Source organism: Pseudomonas sp. NY15354, from assembly GCF_048068075.1.
GTDB lineage: Bacteria > Pseudomonadota > Gammaproteobacteria > Pseudomonadales > Pseudomonadaceae > Aquipseudomonas > Aquipseudomonas guariconensis_C.
Genome location: NZ_JBLUPV010000017.1, coordinates 1 through 17,656 on the forward strand (window position 1 = coordinate 1; position 17,656 = coordinate 17,656).

Annotated in this window: 12 protein-coding genes; 7 read left to right on the plus strand and 5 right to left on the minus strand. The window is 61.7% G+C overall.

Annotation, left to right across the window (positions count from 1 at the left end; translation table 11 throughout):
• Nucleotides 1-108: 108 nt before the first annotated feature.
• The 3 genes from ACNFCH_RS16520 to ACNFCH_RS16530 all read right to left on the minus strand — a co-directional run bounded on the left by ACNFCH_RS16520 (nucleotide 109) and on the right by ACNFCH_RS16530 (nucleotide 2,975).
• Nucleotides 109-255 carry an Arm DNA-binding domain-containing protein gene (locus ACNFCH_RS16520; protein ID WP_416743128.1) on the minus strand — a complete coding sequence of 49 codons (147 nt, stop codon included), beginning with the start codon at nucleotides 253-255 and terminating at the stop codon, nucleotides 109-111.
• 386 nt (nucleotides 256-641) lie between these two features.
• Nucleotides 642-1,907, minus strand: coding sequence for a tyrosine-type recombinase/integrase (locus ACNFCH_RS16525; protein WP_085705764.1), 1,266 nt, complete (start codon nucleotides 1,905-1,907; stop codon nucleotides 642-644).
• Nucleotides 1,908-2,060: 153 nt separating this feature from the next.
• The gene (locus ACNFCH_RS16530) at nucleotides 2,061-2,975 is read right to left on the minus strand and encodes a LysR family transcriptional regulator (protein WP_230387622.1); all 915 of its coding nucleotides are present in this window, start codon (nucleotides 2,973-2,975) and stop codon (nucleotides 2,061-2,063) included.
• 206 nt (nucleotides 2,976-3,181) lie between these two features.
• Between ACNFCH_RS16530 and ACNFCH_RS16535 the strand changes: the two genes are divergently transcribed.
• The 7 genes from ACNFCH_RS16535 to pgm all read left to right on the plus strand — a co-directional run bounded on the left by ACNFCH_RS16535 (nucleotide 3,182) and on the right by pgm (nucleotide 13,943).
• The gene (locus tag ACNFCH_RS16535; RefSeq protein WP_416743129.1) at nucleotides 3,182-4,198 is read left to right on the plus strand and encodes a zinc-dependent alcohol dehydrogenase family protein; all 1,017 of its coding nucleotides are present in this window, start codon (nucleotides 3,182-3,184) and stop codon (nucleotides 4,196-4,198) included.
• 456 nt (nucleotides 4,199-4,654) lie between these two features.
• Complete coding sequence (locus ACNFCH_RS16540) at nucleotides 4,655-6,052, plus strand: hypothetical protein (RefSeq protein ID WP_416743130.1); 1,398 nt, start codon at nucleotides 4,655-4,657, stop codon at nucleotides 6,050-6,052.
• On the plus strand, nucleotides 6,052-7,398 hold the full coding sequence (locus ACNFCH_RS16545; protein ID WP_416743131.1) for an aminotransferase class I/II-fold pyridoxal phosphate-dependent enzyme: 1,347 nt from the start codon (nucleotides 6,052-6,054) through the stop codon (nucleotides 7,396-7,398). Before ACNFCH_RS16540 ends, ACNFCH_RS16545 begins: the two co-directional genes overlap by 1 nt.
• A gap of 226 nt (nucleotides 7,399-7,624) precedes the next feature.
• Nucleotides 7,625-8,191, plus strand: coding sequence for a GNAT family N-acetyltransferase (locus tag ACNFCH_RS16550; RefSeq protein WP_337159521.1), 567 nt, complete (start codon nucleotides 7,625-7,627; stop codon nucleotides 8,189-8,191).
• A 116-nt stretch (nucleotides 8,192-8,307) separates the two neighbouring features.
• On the plus strand, nucleotides 8,308-9,960 hold the full coding sequence (locus tag ACNFCH_RS16555) for a VRR-NUC domain-containing protein (RefSeq protein WP_416743132.1): 1,653 nt from the start codon (nucleotides 8,308-8,310) through the stop codon (nucleotides 9,958-9,960).
• A complete protein-coding gene (locus ACNFCH_RS16560) occupies nucleotides 9,957-12,218 on the plus strand; it encodes a helicase C-terminal domain-containing protein (protein ID WP_416743133.1) in 2,262 nt (753 codons plus the stop codon). The genes ACNFCH_RS16555 and ACNFCH_RS16560 overlap by 4 nt, the downstream gene beginning before the upstream one ends.
• Nucleotides 12,219-12,305: 87 nt before the next feature.
• Nucleotides 12,306-13,943, plus strand: coding sequence for a phosphoglucomutase (alpha-D-glucose-1,6-bisphosphate-dependent) (pgm, locus tag ACNFCH_RS16565; protein WP_416743134.1), 1,638 nt, complete (start codon nucleotides 12,306-12,308; stop codon nucleotides 13,941-13,943).
• A gap of 80 nt (nucleotides 13,944-14,023) precedes the next feature.
• On the opposite strand, the gene ACNFCH_RS16570 is transcribed toward pgm, so the two are convergent.
• A complete protein-coding gene (locus tag ACNFCH_RS16570; protein ID WP_337159517.1) occupies nucleotides 14,024-16,180 on the minus strand; it encodes an LTA synthase family protein in 2,157 nt (718 codons plus the stop codon).
• Nucleotides 16,181-16,350: 170 nt separating this feature from the next.
• On the minus strand, nucleotides 16,351-17,631 hold the full coding sequence (locus ACNFCH_RS16575; RefSeq protein ID WP_337159516.1) for a hypothetical protein: 1,281 nt from the start codon (nucleotides 17,629-17,631) through the stop codon (nucleotides 16,351-16,353).
• Nucleotides 17,632-17,656: the final 25 nt, after the last annotated feature.

Below are 17,656 nucleotides of genomic sequence, written 5' to 3' on the forward strand. Positions count from 1 at the left end.
CTTGACCGCTTCGATCTTGAATTCTTCGGGGTAACGCTGACGACTCATGGCACCTCCTATTTGGGCCTCATTATGAGGCTTGGAGGTGTCTACGAAACCAGGGGCGATTCAGATTTCCTTGCGCTTGCCTGCAAGCTGGTAGCGCAGCACCCACGCTTTTCCAGACTTTCGAATGACAAGGCGCAGGCCATCGCCATCATCGTACTTGCCATAATCCTTGAGGTTTTCTATCAATTTCGCGGTGAGCTTGGGCATGGTGTTGACCTCCGATCTTTGAATCCGGTCCCCCATTTGGTCCCCCACTCGTAGCCTGGAAACAGGCGGAACTGGGCGGAAGCTAGAAGACTGCGGCAACATTTAAGCTACCCCAAATATGCCGTTCTAGAGCGCCCGGGCGTCGGGTTTTGGATGCCGGTGGTCGGGGGTGGAAACACACTTCGAATGACTACGCTACATTCGAACTGGAGTTTATATATTATTGATTTATATGGCTTTGTTGTCAGGACTTTGGCTGGGGTATCTAAGTTCGAATCCCGAATACTCCGCCATACTCACGAGATTCAGTTTGCTCATCCTGATAAGGCAGTTGTTGTGATCGTGAAGGTGGGGGAGTGCAACTATGATGTGTGCTTTCTTGGTAACTATTCAGACGCATGTTTGGCGTTGTTGCGAAGCCGGTCGAGGTAATCGGCCCACTGCTGTGCTGCCTCTCGGCGCTGCGGCAGCAATTGCGCGCGGGCATACACGGCACCCAGTGCGCCTGGCATGCGATGCGATAACGACAACTCCAATACAATCGGATCGATACCTAAATGCTCGTGGGCAATGGTGCGGTAGGTGGCGCGAAAGCCATGGGCAGTAATGGCGTATTCCGGCCAGATTCGCTGGTAGGACTTGGCCAGAGAGGTGGCGTCGATGGGGCGGCCAGGATAGATCGGCGAGACGAACACCCAACCGTTGCCGGCCTCATCCACCACCCGGCGTTTGTACAGTTCACGTAGAAGCACGAGTGCCTGCTCAGGCAGCGGTACGATGTGTTTGCTCTTGTCCAGGTGGCGAGTTTTACTGACCACGTAACGCCAGTCGGCGCTGATCAGATCAACATCCTCCCAGCGCATTTTCACCAGTTCGCCCGGGCGCACTGGCAGCATCACCAGCAGGCGCATTGCGGTGGTCACGCTGCTCGCGTCGAGCTCATCCAGGCGCAACAGGAACTGACCCAAGTCGGCCGGTCGTTCGATCGCTGGATTGCTGGTGACCACGTGGCGGATTTTGAGCTCCTCGGTGTTGCTCAGAGCCACGTTACGCTCCACCCAGCCCCTGCCTTCAGCGAAGCCGAGCACGGCGCGAATGATGGTGCGAACGCGCTTGGCCATGGCCATCGTCCGAGCACGGCGCAGCGTACTGATGATCGAAGTGATGTGTTCGAGTCTGATCTCGGTGACAGGCTTTTCGCCGATGGCCGGCAAGATGTGATTTCGCAGTGCACCGCGAAACCCTGCAATGGATTTGCTGACCAAATCCGGAGATTTGAAATTCATCCACTCTTCGGCGACGTAGGCGAATGTACGCGCCTCGTTGAGCCATTGCGCCTCGATCTTGGCTTTTTTTGCTTTGAGTGGGTCGATGTGATTGGCCACGCTATTGCGCGCTGCCCGGGCGAGCTCACGGGCTTCCTTCAAGCCCACATCCGGATACCTGCCGATCACGAACACGTTTTCCTTGCCACGAAGACGGTACTTCAGTCGCCAGTGCCGGGAGGGTGATTTGCCGGGCTTGAGCGAGGCACGCACCTGTAGATACAGACCCGGTACGTCGCCATCAGCGTACTTGCCTGACGTGGTCAGCGAACGGATGAAAGCATCGCTCAGCTTTGGGCGGAAAGGAGGCGGTTTTTCGGGGGACATGGTGTGGGGGTATCTTTTTTAATTTTGGCTTGATGTCCCCCCAAGATACCCCCAGTCAAGCTGGAATTGAGTGGATTCTGACGGATGGCCATGGACGAATAATCTTTCTAACTCCATGTATTTAAAGGATTTGTGGCGCTTAGTGGAACTCGGTCAGAGACTATCGGGATCCCCGAAGAACATCTGTATCCGCGACCTCAACCACCGCTCGGCCGGGTCGTTGTCCTGTGCGCCGCGCCAGGCCATGTGCAGCTCGAAGGTGCGCACGTCCAGGGGCAGGTCTTCGGCGCGCAGGCCGCCGGCGGCGGTCAGGGCGTCGGCGGTGTAGTCGGGTACCGTGGCGACGATATCGGTGCCGGCCAGCAGGCTGCCCAGGCCGTTGAACTGGGGTACGGCCAGGACCACATGACGTTTGCGGCCGATCTGGTCGAGGGCTTCGTCGATGAATCCGGACAGATCGCCTGCGAACGACACCAGGGCATGGGGTCGTGCGCAGAAATCGTCGAGGCTCAGGCTGCCCGGCATGCTGTCGGCGCGCAGCAACTTGGGTTGGCTGCGGCGCAGGATCTTGCGCTTGGCGTTGGCTGGCAGTTCATTGGTGTAGCTCACGCCCACCGAGATCTCACCGGAGGCGAGCAAGGTGGGCATCAGCAGGTAGTTGACCCGACGCACCACCAGCACGATGCCCGGCGCTTCGGCGCGTATCCGCTTGAGCAACAGCGGCAGCAGGGCGAATTCGGCGTCGTCGGAGAGGCCGATGCGAAACACCGAGGTGCTGGTGGCCGGGTCGAAGTCGGCGGCGCGGCTGACGGCCGTGGAGATCGAATCCAGCGCCGGTGAGAGCAGGGCGAAGATCTCATGAGCCCGAGCCGAGGGCTCCATGCTGCGCCCGGTGCGCACGAACAGCGGGTCATCGAAGAGGGTGCGCAGGCGCGACAGGGCGGCGCTGATCGCCGGCTGGCCGAGGAACAGCTTCTCGGCGGCACGGGTCACGCTGCGTTCGTGCATGAGCGTCTCGAACACGATCAGCAGGTTGAGGTCTACGCGGCGCAGGTCGTTACGGTTCATCGAAGTGCTCGGCCTAAAGTAGGTCAGGGATGAATCTTAAGGCCAAAGGCTGGTACCCTGCACCGATTTCCGGGGGCCAATGCACGGATTTGCCAGGAGCCCAATCGATGACAGGCATGTCAACTATTAATAGCCACTGATGGTCTAACGGCAAAAGCCCGGATAAAGTCCGTGGTAATACGAGATTCACGAAGGCGAGGTATGTGATGTCCCGCATGATTCGTTTCCACAAGTTCGGCGCCGCCGACGTTCTGCGCTGCGAAGAGCAGACCGAGCCGTCCCCTGCGATGGGCGAGGTGCAGATCCGCGTCGAGGCTATTGGCGTCAGTTGGTACGACGTGCTCTGGCGGCAGAACCTGGCACCATCCCAGGCCCGCCTGCCAGCGGGCATCGGCCATGAAATGGCCGGGGTAGTGACAGCGGTCGGCGAGGGCGTCGAGGACATCGCCGTGGGCGATCGAGTAGCCAGCTTCCCGGCCACCAGCGCCAACGAACACCCGGTCTATGGCGATGTCATCGTCCTGCCACGCACCGCCATCACCCGCTACCCAGACATCCTGACGCCGATCGAAGCCAGTGTGCATTACACGCCGCTTCTGATCGCCTACTTTGCCTATGTCGACCTGGCCCGTGCGAAGGCCGGCCAGACTGCATTGGTCACTGACGCGAGCCATTGCGCAGGGCCTGCCTTCGTGCAACTGGGTAAAGCACTGGGTTTGAAGGTGTTTGCCGCCACCAAGGACCCTGAGCAGCGCGAGTACCTGCTGAGCCTTGGCGCCGAAAAAGTGATTGTCACCGAAGAGCAGGACCTGGTCATGCAGGTGGCCAAGTACACCGATGGCCGCGGCGTCGACATGGTCCTGGATGGCATGGGCGGGCCGCAGATGTCGCTGCTGGGCGATGTCCTGGCACCGCGCGGCAGCCTGGTGCTGTACGGTCTGCAGGGCGGAAACCAGACGCCATTCCCGGCTTGTGCGGCGTTTCAAAAGAACATTCAGTTCTACGTGCACTGCATCGGCAATTTCACCGGCAAGCCGGAGTTGGGCATCGCCCAGGACCAGGTTGCCTTGCATCGCGCGCTGCGTGACATCAACCAGTTCACGGCCGATCAGTTGCTGACACCCCAGATCAGCAAGATCTATCCCTTCACCCATGTGGTCGAAGCACACCGCGAGATGGATGAATGCCCCTGTGGAGGGCGGATCGTCTTGACGATGGGTTAATGCCAACCTGTCATGTGCGAATAAAAAGCCCGGGCCTTTGGTCCGGGCTTTTTATTTGGCTCTACCTAGAGATAAATCCTACATTGGATAAAAGTTAATCTTACAAATAAAAGTTGACAGTTAATAAATGAAGCACTTGTCCGCGCGCATTCGAGCGCGTCCTGATATTTAATGGTTAAAGCGGACGGGGCTGAATGGTTTTTTTACCCGGATCTGTATCTTTTATTCGTAATGCAACCTTCGATAATGGCCTTGTACGGATGTTTTCTAGGAGCAATGGATGGGCTTGGGGAGGCTATGGCGTGTGTACGCCAGTGCGCGGAATGAATTTGACTGGGTGGTGCACTTTTGTACTTCCCAAAACTTTGTAGGAAAGTTCTGCAAAGTTGAAGTGAGTCATTTTTTTGTTCCGCCCTTTACGTTGAAACACCGCAACGAAGAACAGGGAGTGTTCCGATGAGCAGTCTTCATGACCAAGCCATGCAGTCCATCTACCAACAGGTACTGGACCGTGTGTGCAATCAGATGTCCCGCGGGCAACAGGCCTCGCTGCAATTGTTGATCCAGCGTTTGACGATCGCCGCTGGCGGGGAGCAGTACATCGGTGAGTTGCAGTTACTGCTGGTGCAAGGCGGCGACCGTCGCAGCGCGCACCTGCTGGCCAGTCTGCGCGCAGCCCAATTGCGCCTAGCCCTGCGTGGCGGCCAGACCTTCCGGTTGCGGGTGATCGTGAGCTGCTTGCCCACGCCCGATCCACAGATGCTGCTGAGTCATGAGCGCCTCTTCGGCGCGTTGTTCATGCAGGACGACCCTCGGGTAGAGCTGCTCATGCTGGAGGACGACAAGGTGGTGCCGTTCAGGGCTTGCCAGGCACAAGCCATGCAGCCCTGGGCGGGAGCGCGGCAGGCATTGCTGATGTTCGGGCACCTGACCGAGGCGACACCCAAGGCCCTGCTGGGCTGCCGTCTGCATCTGCAACTGGCCGCAGCGTTGCACGGGGCGCTGGACCAGAGCGGCGGTGCCAGCGCGTTGGTCACGGCCCTGCCAGATCGTGAGCGCAGACGTGTCATGGCCTGGGGGCGGCGTCTGCTGCGTTTGGCCGGGGAGTTCCAGGGGCTTGGCGATGTGCATCAATGTGCTGCGGTGTTGACCGACGGGTTGAGTCGCTTGCATATGCGGGTCGGAGCACCCTTGGGCCGGTGTCTGGATATGCCGACGGCAATGGCCCGTGAATTGCCGCTCCAGATGTTGGCGGTGGACGACTTGCTTTGTCCCTTGAACGAGGCGCATCACCTGGATGCGATGTTGGGCCCGCAAAAAGCGCTCGGCGAACCCGATACGCCGTTGAGCGCCTGGACGGCGTCCAGCGTGGTGGAGAATCTGGAGGGCTTGCATGCACATCTGCTGGCGCGACAGACCCGATGGCAAGAGTGGCACCTGTCCCAGAAGGATGCACGGGCGAGCTGGTGGCTGCGGGTACAGCAACAAGACAGGGCGTCATTCCTGCAGGCGCTGGGGCTCGACGAAACCCAACTGGTATGCCTGCTGTCCGCCCCCTTCAACGGCCAAGGCAAAAAGCTTGCGGACTTCGTGCACGCCTACCATCCGCGCATGCGTGTGGCCTTGCCGTATCTGCACACGGCATTGCAGGGCAAACCTTGCCCCGAGACCATCAAGCACTGGCTGGTGGAAGTCAGCGGCCTGAGCCTGGCACAGTTGCAGGCGGTCTACGCCGGTCGCCTCGAGCCATCGGCATGGCGTGTGCTGGTGAATCTGACGCGGCGGGATGCGGCGCTACGATGGTTGTCGCCTCTGGACACTGCGCCTGCGATCGTACGCCAGGCGGCACTCTGATGGGGCGTTCGGCGCGTGGGGAGTTCGCCTATCAGGGCGTATATCGGTATCTGGACGCCCTGATTGCTCAGGCCGATTACGCAGAGCAGGGGCGTTTGCCGTCCTTGCGAGACCTGGCCCGACGCCTTCGGGTTTCGCTGGCGACCGTGCAGTGCGCCTATAGCCTGTTGGAGCGTCAAGGCCGGGTTCGCTCGGTACCCAAGTCCGGGTACTTCGTGAATCTCGCCGAGCGAGAGGTGGACTCGCCAAGTGCGGAGACTGCCCTGGCGCTTCCGGTATTCCCCCTGCCAATGCCATCGCCTCGGACACTGGAACGTACCTTGCTCGCTCATGAACGGCGCCTCGCGCGTCAGGGCGGGCAGGCGACGTGGCGCCTGGGCAGCGGCGCGTTGTTGCGTAGCGTGTTGGCCGCCCGCTACACCCGCACCTCTGGCCATTGCTGGAATGCCCGCCACGTCCACTTGGCCACGGATGTGCAAGCCTTGCTTGAAACCCTGTTGCTTGCCCTGCATCTGCAAGGGGCGACGGCGGTGGTGGCAACACCCTGCTGCTGGCGATTGCTGCATGGTTTGCAGAAGGCCGGCATGCGTGTGCTCGAAGCGCCGCTGGCTGCTCATGGAGGGCTGGATATCGGCGTGTTCACACGTGTGCTGGAACAGGAGCCGGTACAGCTGGTCGTGATGCCTTCCTGCCTGTCCACACCTCTGGGGCGTCTGACGCCTGTGCAGGATCAGCGGCAGCTAGTTCGCCTGCTCGCCGAGCATCCTACGCTGTTACTGGAGAACGATCTGGACAGCGACCACTGCTTCGCAGGCCCCCCTGCGTCGCGGCTACGTGATGACGTCGACGCCAGTCGTCTGCTGGTACTGGGCTCGCTGGAGGCCACGCTGGGCGCCGAAGCGCCTTACGCCTACTTGCTGTGTCGCCAACCCGGCGTCGACGAAGCCATTGCCCGGCGCGGCTTTTTGCTGCCACCACTGCGTCAGCAAGCGGTGGCGCAAACCCTCACCAAGGGGGAGGTCGACGACAGTCTGTCCAGCTTGCGCTTCGATCTTCAGGCCCGCATGGAATACCTCTGCGGTCGGGTCGAACTGCGCCTGGGCACGCACCTGGCGTTCACCAGACCTGACGGAGGGCGGGGGATCTGGGCACGGCTGAACCAGCCGATCGATACCGAAGCCCTCTTGGCAGCAGTGGCAGGGAGCCCCTTGTCCGTCGTTCCCGGAGAGTCGTTCGGGCTCAAGGGCAGTTTCCCGCAGCATGTGCTATTGGCCTGGTGCGCTGAGTCGTGGGATGGCCTGGAACAGGCGTTGCGTCGGTTGGGAAGGGTGTTTATCGGTCGTTGAACGAATACGCCCTTTGTACCTTTTTGCCAAGGATTATGGAGCTTCCAACTTTGAAGGTGAACGGCGTAAGTTAAGCATGTTTTATTGTCCGGGTACGACATATAAATACCCTTGTACGACGCGCTTTCATGTCGATTAATAATGCCGGTATGTGTTTTTGCTGGCCCTGTTGAAACATGCTTTTCTACACGCTATAAGGAGCGACACTTTCCCTGGAGTCGTCCATATGGCCGTCGAATTTCGTCCGGGTCGCAGCTCGGATGCGCGTGACATTGCCCGGTTGTTCCAAATAACTTCCGAAGGGGTGGCCGATTATATCTGGAGCCAGTTGGCAGAACCGGGTCAGGACTTACTCGATGTCGGCACTGTCCGCTATGCCCGCGATAACGTAGATTTCTCCTACCAGAACTGCCTTATTGCTGAAGCCGAAGGGCAGGTCATCGGCATGATGCACAGCTATCCGATGTATCACGATCCAGACCCAGCGCCGGCGACCGACCCTGTCTTGGCGCCTTATGCCGATATGGAAGTCCCCGACACCCTCTATATTTCGAGCCTGGCGCTTCATGAAGGCTGGCGTAACCGGGGGCTGGGCGTACGGTTCCTTGAGCAGGCACAACAACGCGCTGATCGACTGGGGCTCAAAGGCCTGAGCTTGATCGACTATGCCGCGAACACGGGTGCCCGGCGCTTTTACGAGCGGCACGGGTTCAAGATTGTCAAAACCTGCACTATCGTGCCTCACCCGATGATCCGCGTGAGCGGTGAAGCCTATCTGATGCACCGGCCCTGAGCGGCGCTTTGCCAGCGGGTGCTACCGCGTTCGCCAGCGAGGCGACCTGTAGCACTTGCCAGTGCGCGTAATCTGTATGTATAACCAGTGCCTGTTCCCTCACCTGAACGCGCACCGTGATTGCCCATTCCGTCGACGACCCTCTTTATTACCTGCATAACTTCAGGCAGGTCCTGGCCTGGGTCGAGCAGCGCTATGCCGACCTGCTCGATGAGGCCGAGCAAGGCTTCCTGCAAGCGTTCGAGCAGTTGCCCGAGCCTGCCCAGGCCTTGCTGGTGCGGATGGTCATGCGCAAGGGCGAGTTGTTTCGCAGTGACAGGCTCGACTACGCCGAAATTGGTGATAGCACCTTGGCGCTCCAGCCGCTGCTGGCGTTGGGGTGGGTCAGCGACGATGCCGTCCTGACCCTGGAGCAATTATTCGATGTACTGCGCAAACAGGAGTTGGCCCAGTGCTTTGCGGCAGAGCTGAGCAGGCCCCGGGCAGCCAAGGGCGAACTGCTCGCGCAATTGCAGCCCCTCGCGCTTACGCCCCGAACGCTGGCTGAGTGGTTTGCGCACTCTCCGATACGTATCCTCCATTGGCGCCTGCAGCCGTTGTGTGACCGCTTGCGCTTGTTGTTTTTCGGCAACCTGTATCAGGACTGGTCGGAGTTCGTGCTGGCCGACCTGGGTTTGCTGCGTTATGAACAGGTGCCGCTGTGCGCTGATTCGCGGGCCTTGCGCCAGCGCACGGAGGTCGACCTGGCCATGGCGTTGCACCAATGTGCCGACCGGCTGGAGCAAGGGGAGGACGCCGATTCGTTGCTGGCGACACTGGAGGGCCTGCACAGCGATAACCCGTGGTTGCTACGGCGACGGGGGCGGTTGATGTACGGCATCGGCCAACAGTGCGAGCGCCGGGGGGAGTGGGACCAGGCCCTGGCGGTCTATGCTCGCAGCGATCACCCCGAGGCGCGTGTGCGCCAGGTGCGGGTACTGGAGCGCAGCGAGCAATGGGAGCGGGCGCAGGCAATGGCACAGGAATTGGCCGCCTCGCCTGCCAATGCCCAGGAACAACAAGCCCTGGCGCGTATGCTCCCACGTCTGGCACGCAAGCTCGGCGGGCCGCCGCAAGCTCGCCGCCGCCCTACGGATCTGGTACTGATCGAGCTGCAGCTACCGGTGGCACTTTCCGCCCATGGTGTCGAAGAGGCGGTCCGGCTGCACCTGGCCGAGGGTTCAAGCACCTGCCATTACGTCGAAAACACCCTGTTCAACAGCCTCTTCGGCCTGCTGTGCTGGGACGCGATCTTCGCGCCGGTGCCTGGCGCTTTCTTCCACCCATTCCAGGCAGGGCCCCAAGACCTGCACGACGGCGACTTCCAGCAACGGCGCGCGGCTTTGTTCCAAGCGTGCCTGAGTCGGCTCGACGATGGCAGCTACCGCCAGGCTATGCAGGACTGTTTCGCGGCCAAACAAGGGCTGCAATCGCCGTTCGTGTTCTGGCCGATGCTCACCCCCGAACTGCTCGAACAGGCCCTGGCGTGTATACCTGCGGCTGACCTCAAGCACTGTTTCGTACGCCTCTTGCAGGACATTCGCAGTAATCGCGCGGGCATGCCTGACCTGATTCAGTTCTGGCCGGCCGAGGGCCGTTACCGCATGGTCGAGGTCAAGGGGCCTGGGGATCGGTTGCAGGACAATCAATTGCGCTGGCTCGACTTTTGCCGCGAGCACGGCCTGCCCGTTGCGGTGTGCCATGTACGCTGGGCCGAGACGCCGGCATGACCTACACCGTGGCAGTCCGGGCACTGTGCGAGTTCAGCGCCAAGGTGGGCGATCTGGACCTGCGTTTCACGCCATCGCCCACGGCCCAGGAAGGTATCGCGGGGCATCGTCGGGTCGTGGCGCGGCGGGACGCAGGCTACGAGGCGGAGGTAGCGCTGGAGGGGCAATACCAAGGCTTGCGCGTGCGTGGCCGCGCCGACGGATACGACCCGGTGCGCAATCGCCTGGAAGAGATCAAGACCCATCGAGGCGACCTGGCCCGCCAGCCGACCAACCATCGTCAGTTGCACTGGGCGCAGGCCAAGGTCTATGCCTGGCTGCTGTGCCACGCCCGGGCGCTGGAAACGATCGAAGTCGCGTTGGTCTACCTGGACGTGGACAGCGACCGCCAGACCCTGATCAGCGAACGGCACAGCGCCGCTGACCTGCAACGCTTTTTCGAGGCCCAGTGCCAGCGCTTTCTCGCCTGGGCCCAGTTCCAGCAGCAGCGCTTGGCCGAACGTGACCGGGCTCTTCAGGCCTTGGGGTTTCCCTACCCGCAATTTCGCCAGGGCCAGCGCCAGTTGGCCGAGACGCTGTACAAGGCGGTGAGCACCGGCCGTTGCCTGATGGCCCAGGCCAGCACCGGCATCGGCAAGACTCTGGGAACCTTGTTCCCGTTGCTCAAGGCCATGGCACCCCAGCAACTGGACAAAGTGTTCTTCCTGACCGCCAAGACCCCAGGCCGGGCCCTGGCGCTGGACGCCTTGCGTCAGATCACCGATGTCACGCCGCAACCGGCCTTGCGCACCCTTGAGTTGATCGCTCGGGACAAGGCCTGCGAACACCCCGACAGCGCCTGTCATGGCGAGTCCTGCCCGTTGGCCCGGGGCTTCTATGATCGCCTGCACGCCGCGCGCGAGGAGGCGGCGCGCCGACCACTGCTCGACAAGGTTGGCCTTCGCGAGGTGGCCCTGGCCCACCAAATCTGTCCTTACTACCTGGGGCAGGAGATGGCGCGTTGGGCCGATGTGCTGGTGGCCGACTACAACTATTACTTCGATGCCCATGCCCTGCTGTATGCCCTGGCCCAGGCCAACCAGTGGCGTGTGGCGGTACTGGTGGATGAGGCGCACAACCTGGTCGAGCGGGGGCGGGGGATGTACAGCGCAAGCCTGGACCAAGGCCAGTTGGCCAGCCTGCGCCAGAGCAAACCCCCGGGCGTGGGCAGTGCCCTTGAGCGTTTGAACCGGCAGTGGAATGCTTTGTACAAGACGCAGCAAGCCCCTTACCAGACGCTCGATCGCCTGCCTCAAGAGTTCCTGCGGGCCCTTGCGCAGTGCGTCGGCCTGATCCAGGAGCGCTTGGAACAGGCACCTGGTGAGGTGAACCCTGCGCTGTTGCAGTTCTTTTTCCAGGCCCTGCAGTTCACTCGGGTCGCTGAACTGTTCGATGAGCACTTCATCTTCGATGTGACCCAGCGCACGGGGCCGCGTAAGCGTCGTCTGGCCACCTTGTGCCTGCGCAACGTAGTGCCGGCGCGGTTGCTGGGCCCGCGCATGCAGGCAGCGCGCAGCGTCACGCTGTTCTCTGCCACCCTGAGCCCACGGCATTACTATGCCGACCTCCTGGGCATGCCGAGCGACACGGCCTGGCTGGAAGTGGCGGCACCGTTTCGCGCTGAGCAACTGGCGGTACGCATCGTCAGCGAGGTTTCCACCCGTTATCGGGAACGTCATGCCTCGCTGGCGCCGATCGTCGAGTTGATCGCCGAGCAGTATCGACGCCAGCCAGGCAACTACCTGGCGTTCTTCAGCAGCTTCGAATACCTCGGCCAGGTGGCGATGCTGCTGGCCGAGCGTTATCCGGCTATCCCTCGGTGGGAGCAGGCGCCGGGGATGGATGAAGGTGCGCGCGAGGCGTTTCTGGGCCGTTTCGTGCCCGACGGCAAAGGGGTCGGCTTCGCGGTGTTGGGCGGTGCGTTCGGCGAAGGTGTGGATCTGCCGGGCAGCCGCTTGATTGGCGCGTTCGTCGCCACCCTGGGGTTGCCCCAGGTCAACCCGGTCAACGAGCAGTTCAAGCAGCGTCTGGGGCGTCAGTTTGGCGCGGGCTTCGACTACGCCTATCTCTACCCTGGCGTGCGCAAGGTGATCCAGGCCGCAGGCCGGGTCATCCGCGGCGATCAGGACCGTGGCGTGTTGCTGTTGATCGACGAGCGTTTCGCCGAGCCACGGGTGCAGCAGATGTTCCCTTCCTGGTGGCAGACAGGTAGCGAATAATCCGCGCAGGCCCCATCGCACGGCGTTGCAACTCCCAGTACACTGCGTGTTCCAACACCAACATCCTGTTGATCTCGAGGTTCTTGCATGACGCTCAGTCCTTTGGCAGGCAAGCCGGCTCCGGCCAGCGTGCTGGTCGATATTCCCCGCCTGCTCACCGCCTACTACACCGGCCGTCCTGATGCGGCAGTGGCGGCCCAGCGTGTGGCCTTCGGCACTTCGGGGCACCGGGGCACGTCGCTGGAGCTGAGCTTCAACGAAGATCACGTGTTGGCGATCACCCAGGCCATCTGCCTCTATCGCCAGGAAAAAGGCATCGATGGCCCGCTGTTCGTCGGCGCCGATACCCATGCGCTGTCGGCACCGGCCGCAGCCAGCGCCTTGGAGGTGCTCGCCGCCAATGGCGTGCAGGTGATGCTGTCCAAGGACGATGAGTACACACCGACCCCGGCTGTGTCCCACGCCATTCTCTGCCATAACCGTGGCCGCCAGCAGGGGCTCGCCGATGGTGTGGTCATCACGCCGTCGCACAACCCGCCGCAAAGTGGCGGTTTCAAGTACAACCCACCCAATGGGGGCCCGGCCGACAGCGACGTGACCAAGTGGATCGAGGCCAAGGCCAACGAGCTACTGGCCGCAGGTCTTGCTGGCGTCAAGCGCTTGGGCCATGCCCAGGCCCTGCAAGCCGCCACCACCCAGCGCTACGACTATGTAGGCCGCTATGTGGCCGATCTTGAGAACGTCATCGACTTCGACGTCATCCGCAACGCCAAGCTGCGCCTGGGTGTCGACCCATTGGGCGGGGCGGGGGTGCGCTACTGGCAGGCGATCGCCGAGCACTACCGCCTGGACCTGGAAGTGGTCAACACCGAGGTCGATCCGACGTTCCGCTTCATGACCGTCGACTGGGATGGCCAGATCCGCATGGACCCATCCTCGCCCCATGCCATGCAGGGCCTGATTGGTCTGCGCGAGCGCTTCGACGTGGCCTTCGCCTGCGACCCCGACCACGACCGCCACGGCATCGTCACGCCCGATGGCTTGCTGCAACCGAACAACTACCTGGCCGTGGCCATCGATTATCTGTTCCGTCATCGCCCACAGTGGCGCAGTGACGCGGCGGTGGGCAAGACCGTGGTCAGCAGCGGCTTGATCGACCGCGTGACTGCCCGCCTGGGCCGCGGTCTGTACGAAGTGCCAGTAGGCTTCAAGTTCTTTGCCCAGGGGCTGTTCGATGGCTCGTTGGGCTTTGGTGGCGAGGAAAGTGCCGGTGCTTCGTTCCTTCGTAAGGACGGCACGGTCTGGGCCACTGACAAGGACGGTCTGATTCCGGCGCTACTGGCCGCAGAAATGACCGCCCGCACTGGCCGTAACCCAAGCCAGGCCTATACCGACCTGACCGAGGCCCTGGGCAAACCGTACGCGACCCGTGTGGAGGCCAAGGCCGATGCCCGGCAGAAGGCGCTGCTGAGCAAACTGGCGCCGGAGCAGGTGACGTCCACCGAGCTTGCCGGCGAGCCGATCGAGCAGATCCTCAGCCACGCCCCAGGCAATGGCCAGGCCATTGGCGGTCTGAAGGTGATGACTGCCAACGGTTGGTTCGCAGCGCGACCGTCTGGTACCGAGGACATCTACAAGATCTACGCCGAGAGCTTCATCGATGAAGCGCACCTTCAGCGCCTGGTGCAGGAGGCGCAGGTGTTGGTGGATTCGGCAATCGCCTGATGAAAAAAGGGGCTGCCCAGCAGCCCCAACACGATATGCAAGTGCTCCCCCTGAAGTGGTGGGAGCGTCCCTGAGGTGATTCAGCCGCCTCCAGCGAAGCCGGTGATCACGCTGAAATCACTGACTTCTACCTTGCCCCCGCCATAACCCAGCAGGTGGAATGAAAACGCCTTGCGCACCGACGGGTTGTCGAAGCCGAATTCCAGCTCCAGGGGTTGATCGGCGGTGACGATGATTTCCTCTGGCAAACCTAACGGCACATCCTGCTCGAACTCTTTGGCCTTGAGCTGGATATAGGCATCGTGCTTCGGATCGAGGGAGCGCACCTTCACCCGCACCCGGGTATGGGAGCCCTGAGGCATTTCCAGGTATTGGGCACCGATGAGGTTGTCGGCCCAGTCATCGCGGATGCGCTTGTGCAAAGTAATGGCTGCCGGGCCACCAAATTGGTAACGCAGATTGAGCGGGGTTTGCAGTAGCGACTGATCCAGTGTGCTGGCCAGGGCGGTGAGCTGCTGGCCGGTGATCTCATTGCCTCGGCCCAGGTACTGGGCATGGTCGGCAATGAAACCCTGGCTTGCGTAGCGACGGCAGCGCTCCTGGAAGTCGCATTCGGTCAGGGTGCCATGACCGTCGTGATAGCGCAGGATGCCGTTGGTGTAGGAAATCATCTCGCGCCCGGTGTCATAGTCGCGGAACAGCGAGCGCCCGCTCAGGGCAGCGGGGATGGGCAAGGCGAAGTAGTCGAGCAGGGAGGTGGCCAGGTCAACATGGCCGTAGGTGCCTTGTTTGAGACGCGGCAACTGGGCCTGTTCCGGCGCGAGGGTGAGGTTGAAGCCCCATGAGGAAGCCAGGCGTACGCCGTCGATACCGTGGGACTCATCCGACGTGATGACCACCAGGGTGTCCTTGAGCACACCTTGGCGCTCTAGGTTGTCGAGGAAGGCGCCCAGGGCATCATCCAGGTAGGCCACTGCCGCTTGCTTGGCGGTGTCGTAGCGCTGCAGGTAGCGCTCTGGCGCCGAATAGGGCTGATGGGTGCCGACGGTCAGCAGGGTGAGCATCCAGGGCTGCTTTTGCTTGCGCAGCTTGGTCACGTACTTCTGGGCACCTTCGAAGAAGGCGCGGTCGTCCTTGCCCCAAGGGAAATGCAGGTAGTTCTTGTTGGTGAACCACTCCTGGCCATGTACCGACGTGAAGCCGATGTGCGGCATGATCCGGTCCTTGGCCATGAAGCGCAGGCCGGCACCTTGCAGGTAATGGGTGCTGAAACCGGCCTGGCGCAGCTGCGCCGGCAGACAGGCCTGGTTGCGCAGGTCCTGGGTCAGCAGTTCCATGCCCTTGGGCGTGCCGTTGGCGAGCTTGTCGTAGTCACCGCAGAGCAAGGCGTACAGGCCGCGGATGGTCTGGTGGGTATGCAGCACATAGTCGGGGGTGTTCATGCCGCGCTCGGCCCAGCGGCTGAGATTGGGCATGAGCTCTTCGTCGAAATGGCTGTGCAGTGCTTGGCGGTTGGCGCGCACGTAGGCGCCAGGGATGCCTTCCAGGGCAATCACCAGCACGTTTCGGGCCTTGCCCGGCGCATCGAGAAGCTTGCGCCCGTTGAGGTCCGACTGGGTCAGGCCGGCGATGGGCAGGACGGGCACGGGTTGCTCGTTGCCCAGAACGCTGGACGTTGCGCGCTGTACATTGCCCACCGCGGCGGCGAGCAACTGGTGGGGAAGGTTGTACTGACGCCATTGGTCGGCGTCGGAGGGGATCAGGTGCTGGCAGGCCCAATGCACGCCCAGCAACACCAGAGGGATTGCCCAGGTCTTGCGCGGCAGGGGAGCAGCGCGTTGCCCGCGGTTGCGCCAGGCAGTGATCAACCAGGCCAGCAGCCCGGCGACCAGCAGCCAGGGTAGCCAAGCGTGGGCCAGGGCACCACCGGTGGAGTTTTCCATGAATTGCGGATCGAACAAGTAGGTGAGGTCGGCGCTGTTGGGCAGTCGACCGACTGCGCTCACCAGCTCTGCCGAAGCCACCAGCAAAGCGCCCCAGGCCAATAGTACAGGCAGCGCCAGCCACCAGGCACGACGGTGCAGAAGCAGCACCAACAGGCTACCGACCGCGATATCGGACAGGTAGCCGAAGGGATTGGACCAGCCGAGCAAGGCCCTTGTACCCAGTGGGATCGCCAGCACCAGGACTGCCAAGGCGAGCAGTCGGGCACGGGGATGACCGAGTATGTTCTTCACAAAGACTTCCTTCTTGTCATGAAACAGTCACTCAAGTGTGCTCCATGATAACAGGCGTTCGGCGCTGGGCGGGGCTTGCGGACAGGGTGCAAGGGGCAGCGCGGCCTGCAGACTCATTACCAAAGTTTGCATAAACGACAACGTTGGGGTGCAGGGCACCCCGTTTTTCATCAGAAGTAATAGGGAAACTTAAGACTAAACGAGAAGTCCGGTGCGTCGTCGGTCAGACCAATGGCAAGGTTCGGGACAATGGTCAGGTTGTTGGTGGCCGCGAAAGTCATGCCGATGTTGAAGTTCGCTGCGTTGTAGTCGCTGTTGGAGATCGACTGCCAATCGCCACCATCGGGCTTGATCTTGCTTTTGCTGGAAAACTGGTCGGTGAACGAGAACGACATACTCATCTTTTCGTTCAAGGCAAAGGCGATACCGCCGCCGATCTGCCACGAATCCCCGAGCTTCACATCACCCTTGACCTTGCTGCCGACCTGCGGGCTGATGTCGCTGAACGAGTCCTGCATGTTGTAGGTGTACTGCAAGCTGGCGAACAGCACCGCCGGGTCGAAGGTCTTGACCAGCGAGAGGCCGGGCGAGATCGACCAGACACCGTTGCCGGTGGGCAGGTCTTCGGGCACCGCCAGGTTGTCGTTGCCGGGGCTCTGGATCAGCTTGATGCCGTAGGGGTCTTTGCCGGTCGGAGCCTTCACCCGCAGTGTGGCGACGGCATCTGGCCAGGTTTCCGACTCGTCGAGGAACTTGTAGGCGATCCCGAAGTTGACGTCGCCGATGGTCGGGTCGCGGGTGACCGAGTCGTCCGAGGTGACGCCGGCCGCGCCGCCTGCGCCACCGGAGGAGTAGGTGGACTCGCGATAGACGATCGGGACGTTTATATCGAACTGCCAGCGTTGGTCCAGGTTGTAGCGGCCGGTCAGGTCCAGAGTCCAGTTGTCCGCCTTGATGCGGTCGATGTTGATGTTGCCGAGAAAGATCGAGTCCAGCGCCAGGAACCCATTGAGGGTCAGGGCCCGCGTATCGTAGTGGGTATAGGTGATGCCGGTCTCGAAGCTGAACTTGCCGCCGCCAAAGAAACCGCTGGCCTCGTCATACAGGTTGGAAACGCTCTGGGCAGGTTCGGAGTTGTCCTGCAGCGATTGCCCATAGGAGCTTCCGGTGGTGCCCGGGGCGCCGGAGGCCACGGTCTGGCTGCCCTTGACGCCCTCGGCGGGCGATTTGGTCAGGCGCCGCGGAGCCGGGGCCGCAGGTGCCTCCTCGACCTGGCGCAGCCGTTGTTCCAGCACCATCAATGCGTTCTGTTGTGCTTCGTAGCGCTCCTTGAGCGCCATCAGCTCCTGTTTCAGTGCTTCGACCTGAGGATCGGTTGCTGCCTGTAGCAGAGTGGCCGGGGTCAGGGTACTCAAACAAACGATAGCTCTTAGCGTCAACAAACGGTGCATGGGTTAGCCGTCCCTTCTGACTGCT

Excerpts from the sequence above, each read along its gene's own strand:
- ACNFCH_RS16550 (WP_337159521.1), top strand. The coding sequence starts at position 7,625 with ATGGCCGTCGAATTTCGTCCGGGTCGCAGCTCGGATGCGCGTGACATT.
- ACNFCH_RS16545 (WP_416743131.1), top strand. The coding sequence starts at position 6,052 with ATGGGGCGTTCGGCGCGTGGGGAGTTCGCCTATCAGGGCGTATATCGG.
- ACNFCH_RS16575 (WP_337159516.1), bottom strand. The coding sequence starts at position 17,631 with ATGCACCGTTTGTTGACGCTAAGAGCTATCGTTTGTTTGAGTACCCTG.
- ACNFCH_RS16525 (WP_085705764.1), bottom strand. The coding sequence starts at position 1,907 with ATGTCCCCCGAAAAACCGCCTCCTTTCCGCCCAAAGCTGAGCGATGCT.
- ACNFCH_RS16560 (WP_416743133.1), top strand. The coding sequence starts at position 9,957 with ATGACCTACACCGTGGCAGTCCGGGCACTGTGCGAGTTCAGCGCCAAG.
- ACNFCH_RS16520 (WP_416743128.1), bottom strand. The coding sequence starts at position 255 with ATGCCCAAGCTCACCGCGAAATTGATAGAAAACCTCAAGGATTATGGC.
- ACNFCH_RS16535 (WP_416743129.1), top strand. The coding sequence starts at position 3,182 with ATGTCCCGCATGATTCGTTTCCACAAGTTCGGCGCCGCCGACGTTCTG.
- ACNFCH_RS16530 (WP_230387622.1), bottom strand. The coding sequence starts at position 2,975 with ATGAACCGTAACGACCTGCGCCGCGTAGACCTCAACCTGCTGATCGTG.
- ACNFCH_RS16540 (WP_416743130.1), top strand. The coding sequence starts at position 4,655 with ATGAGCAGTCTTCATGACCAAGCCATGCAGTCCATCTACCAACAGGTA.
- pgm (WP_416743134.1), top strand. The coding sequence starts at position 12,306 with ATGACGCTCAGTCCTTTGGCAGGCAAGCCGGCTCCGGCCAGCGTGCTG.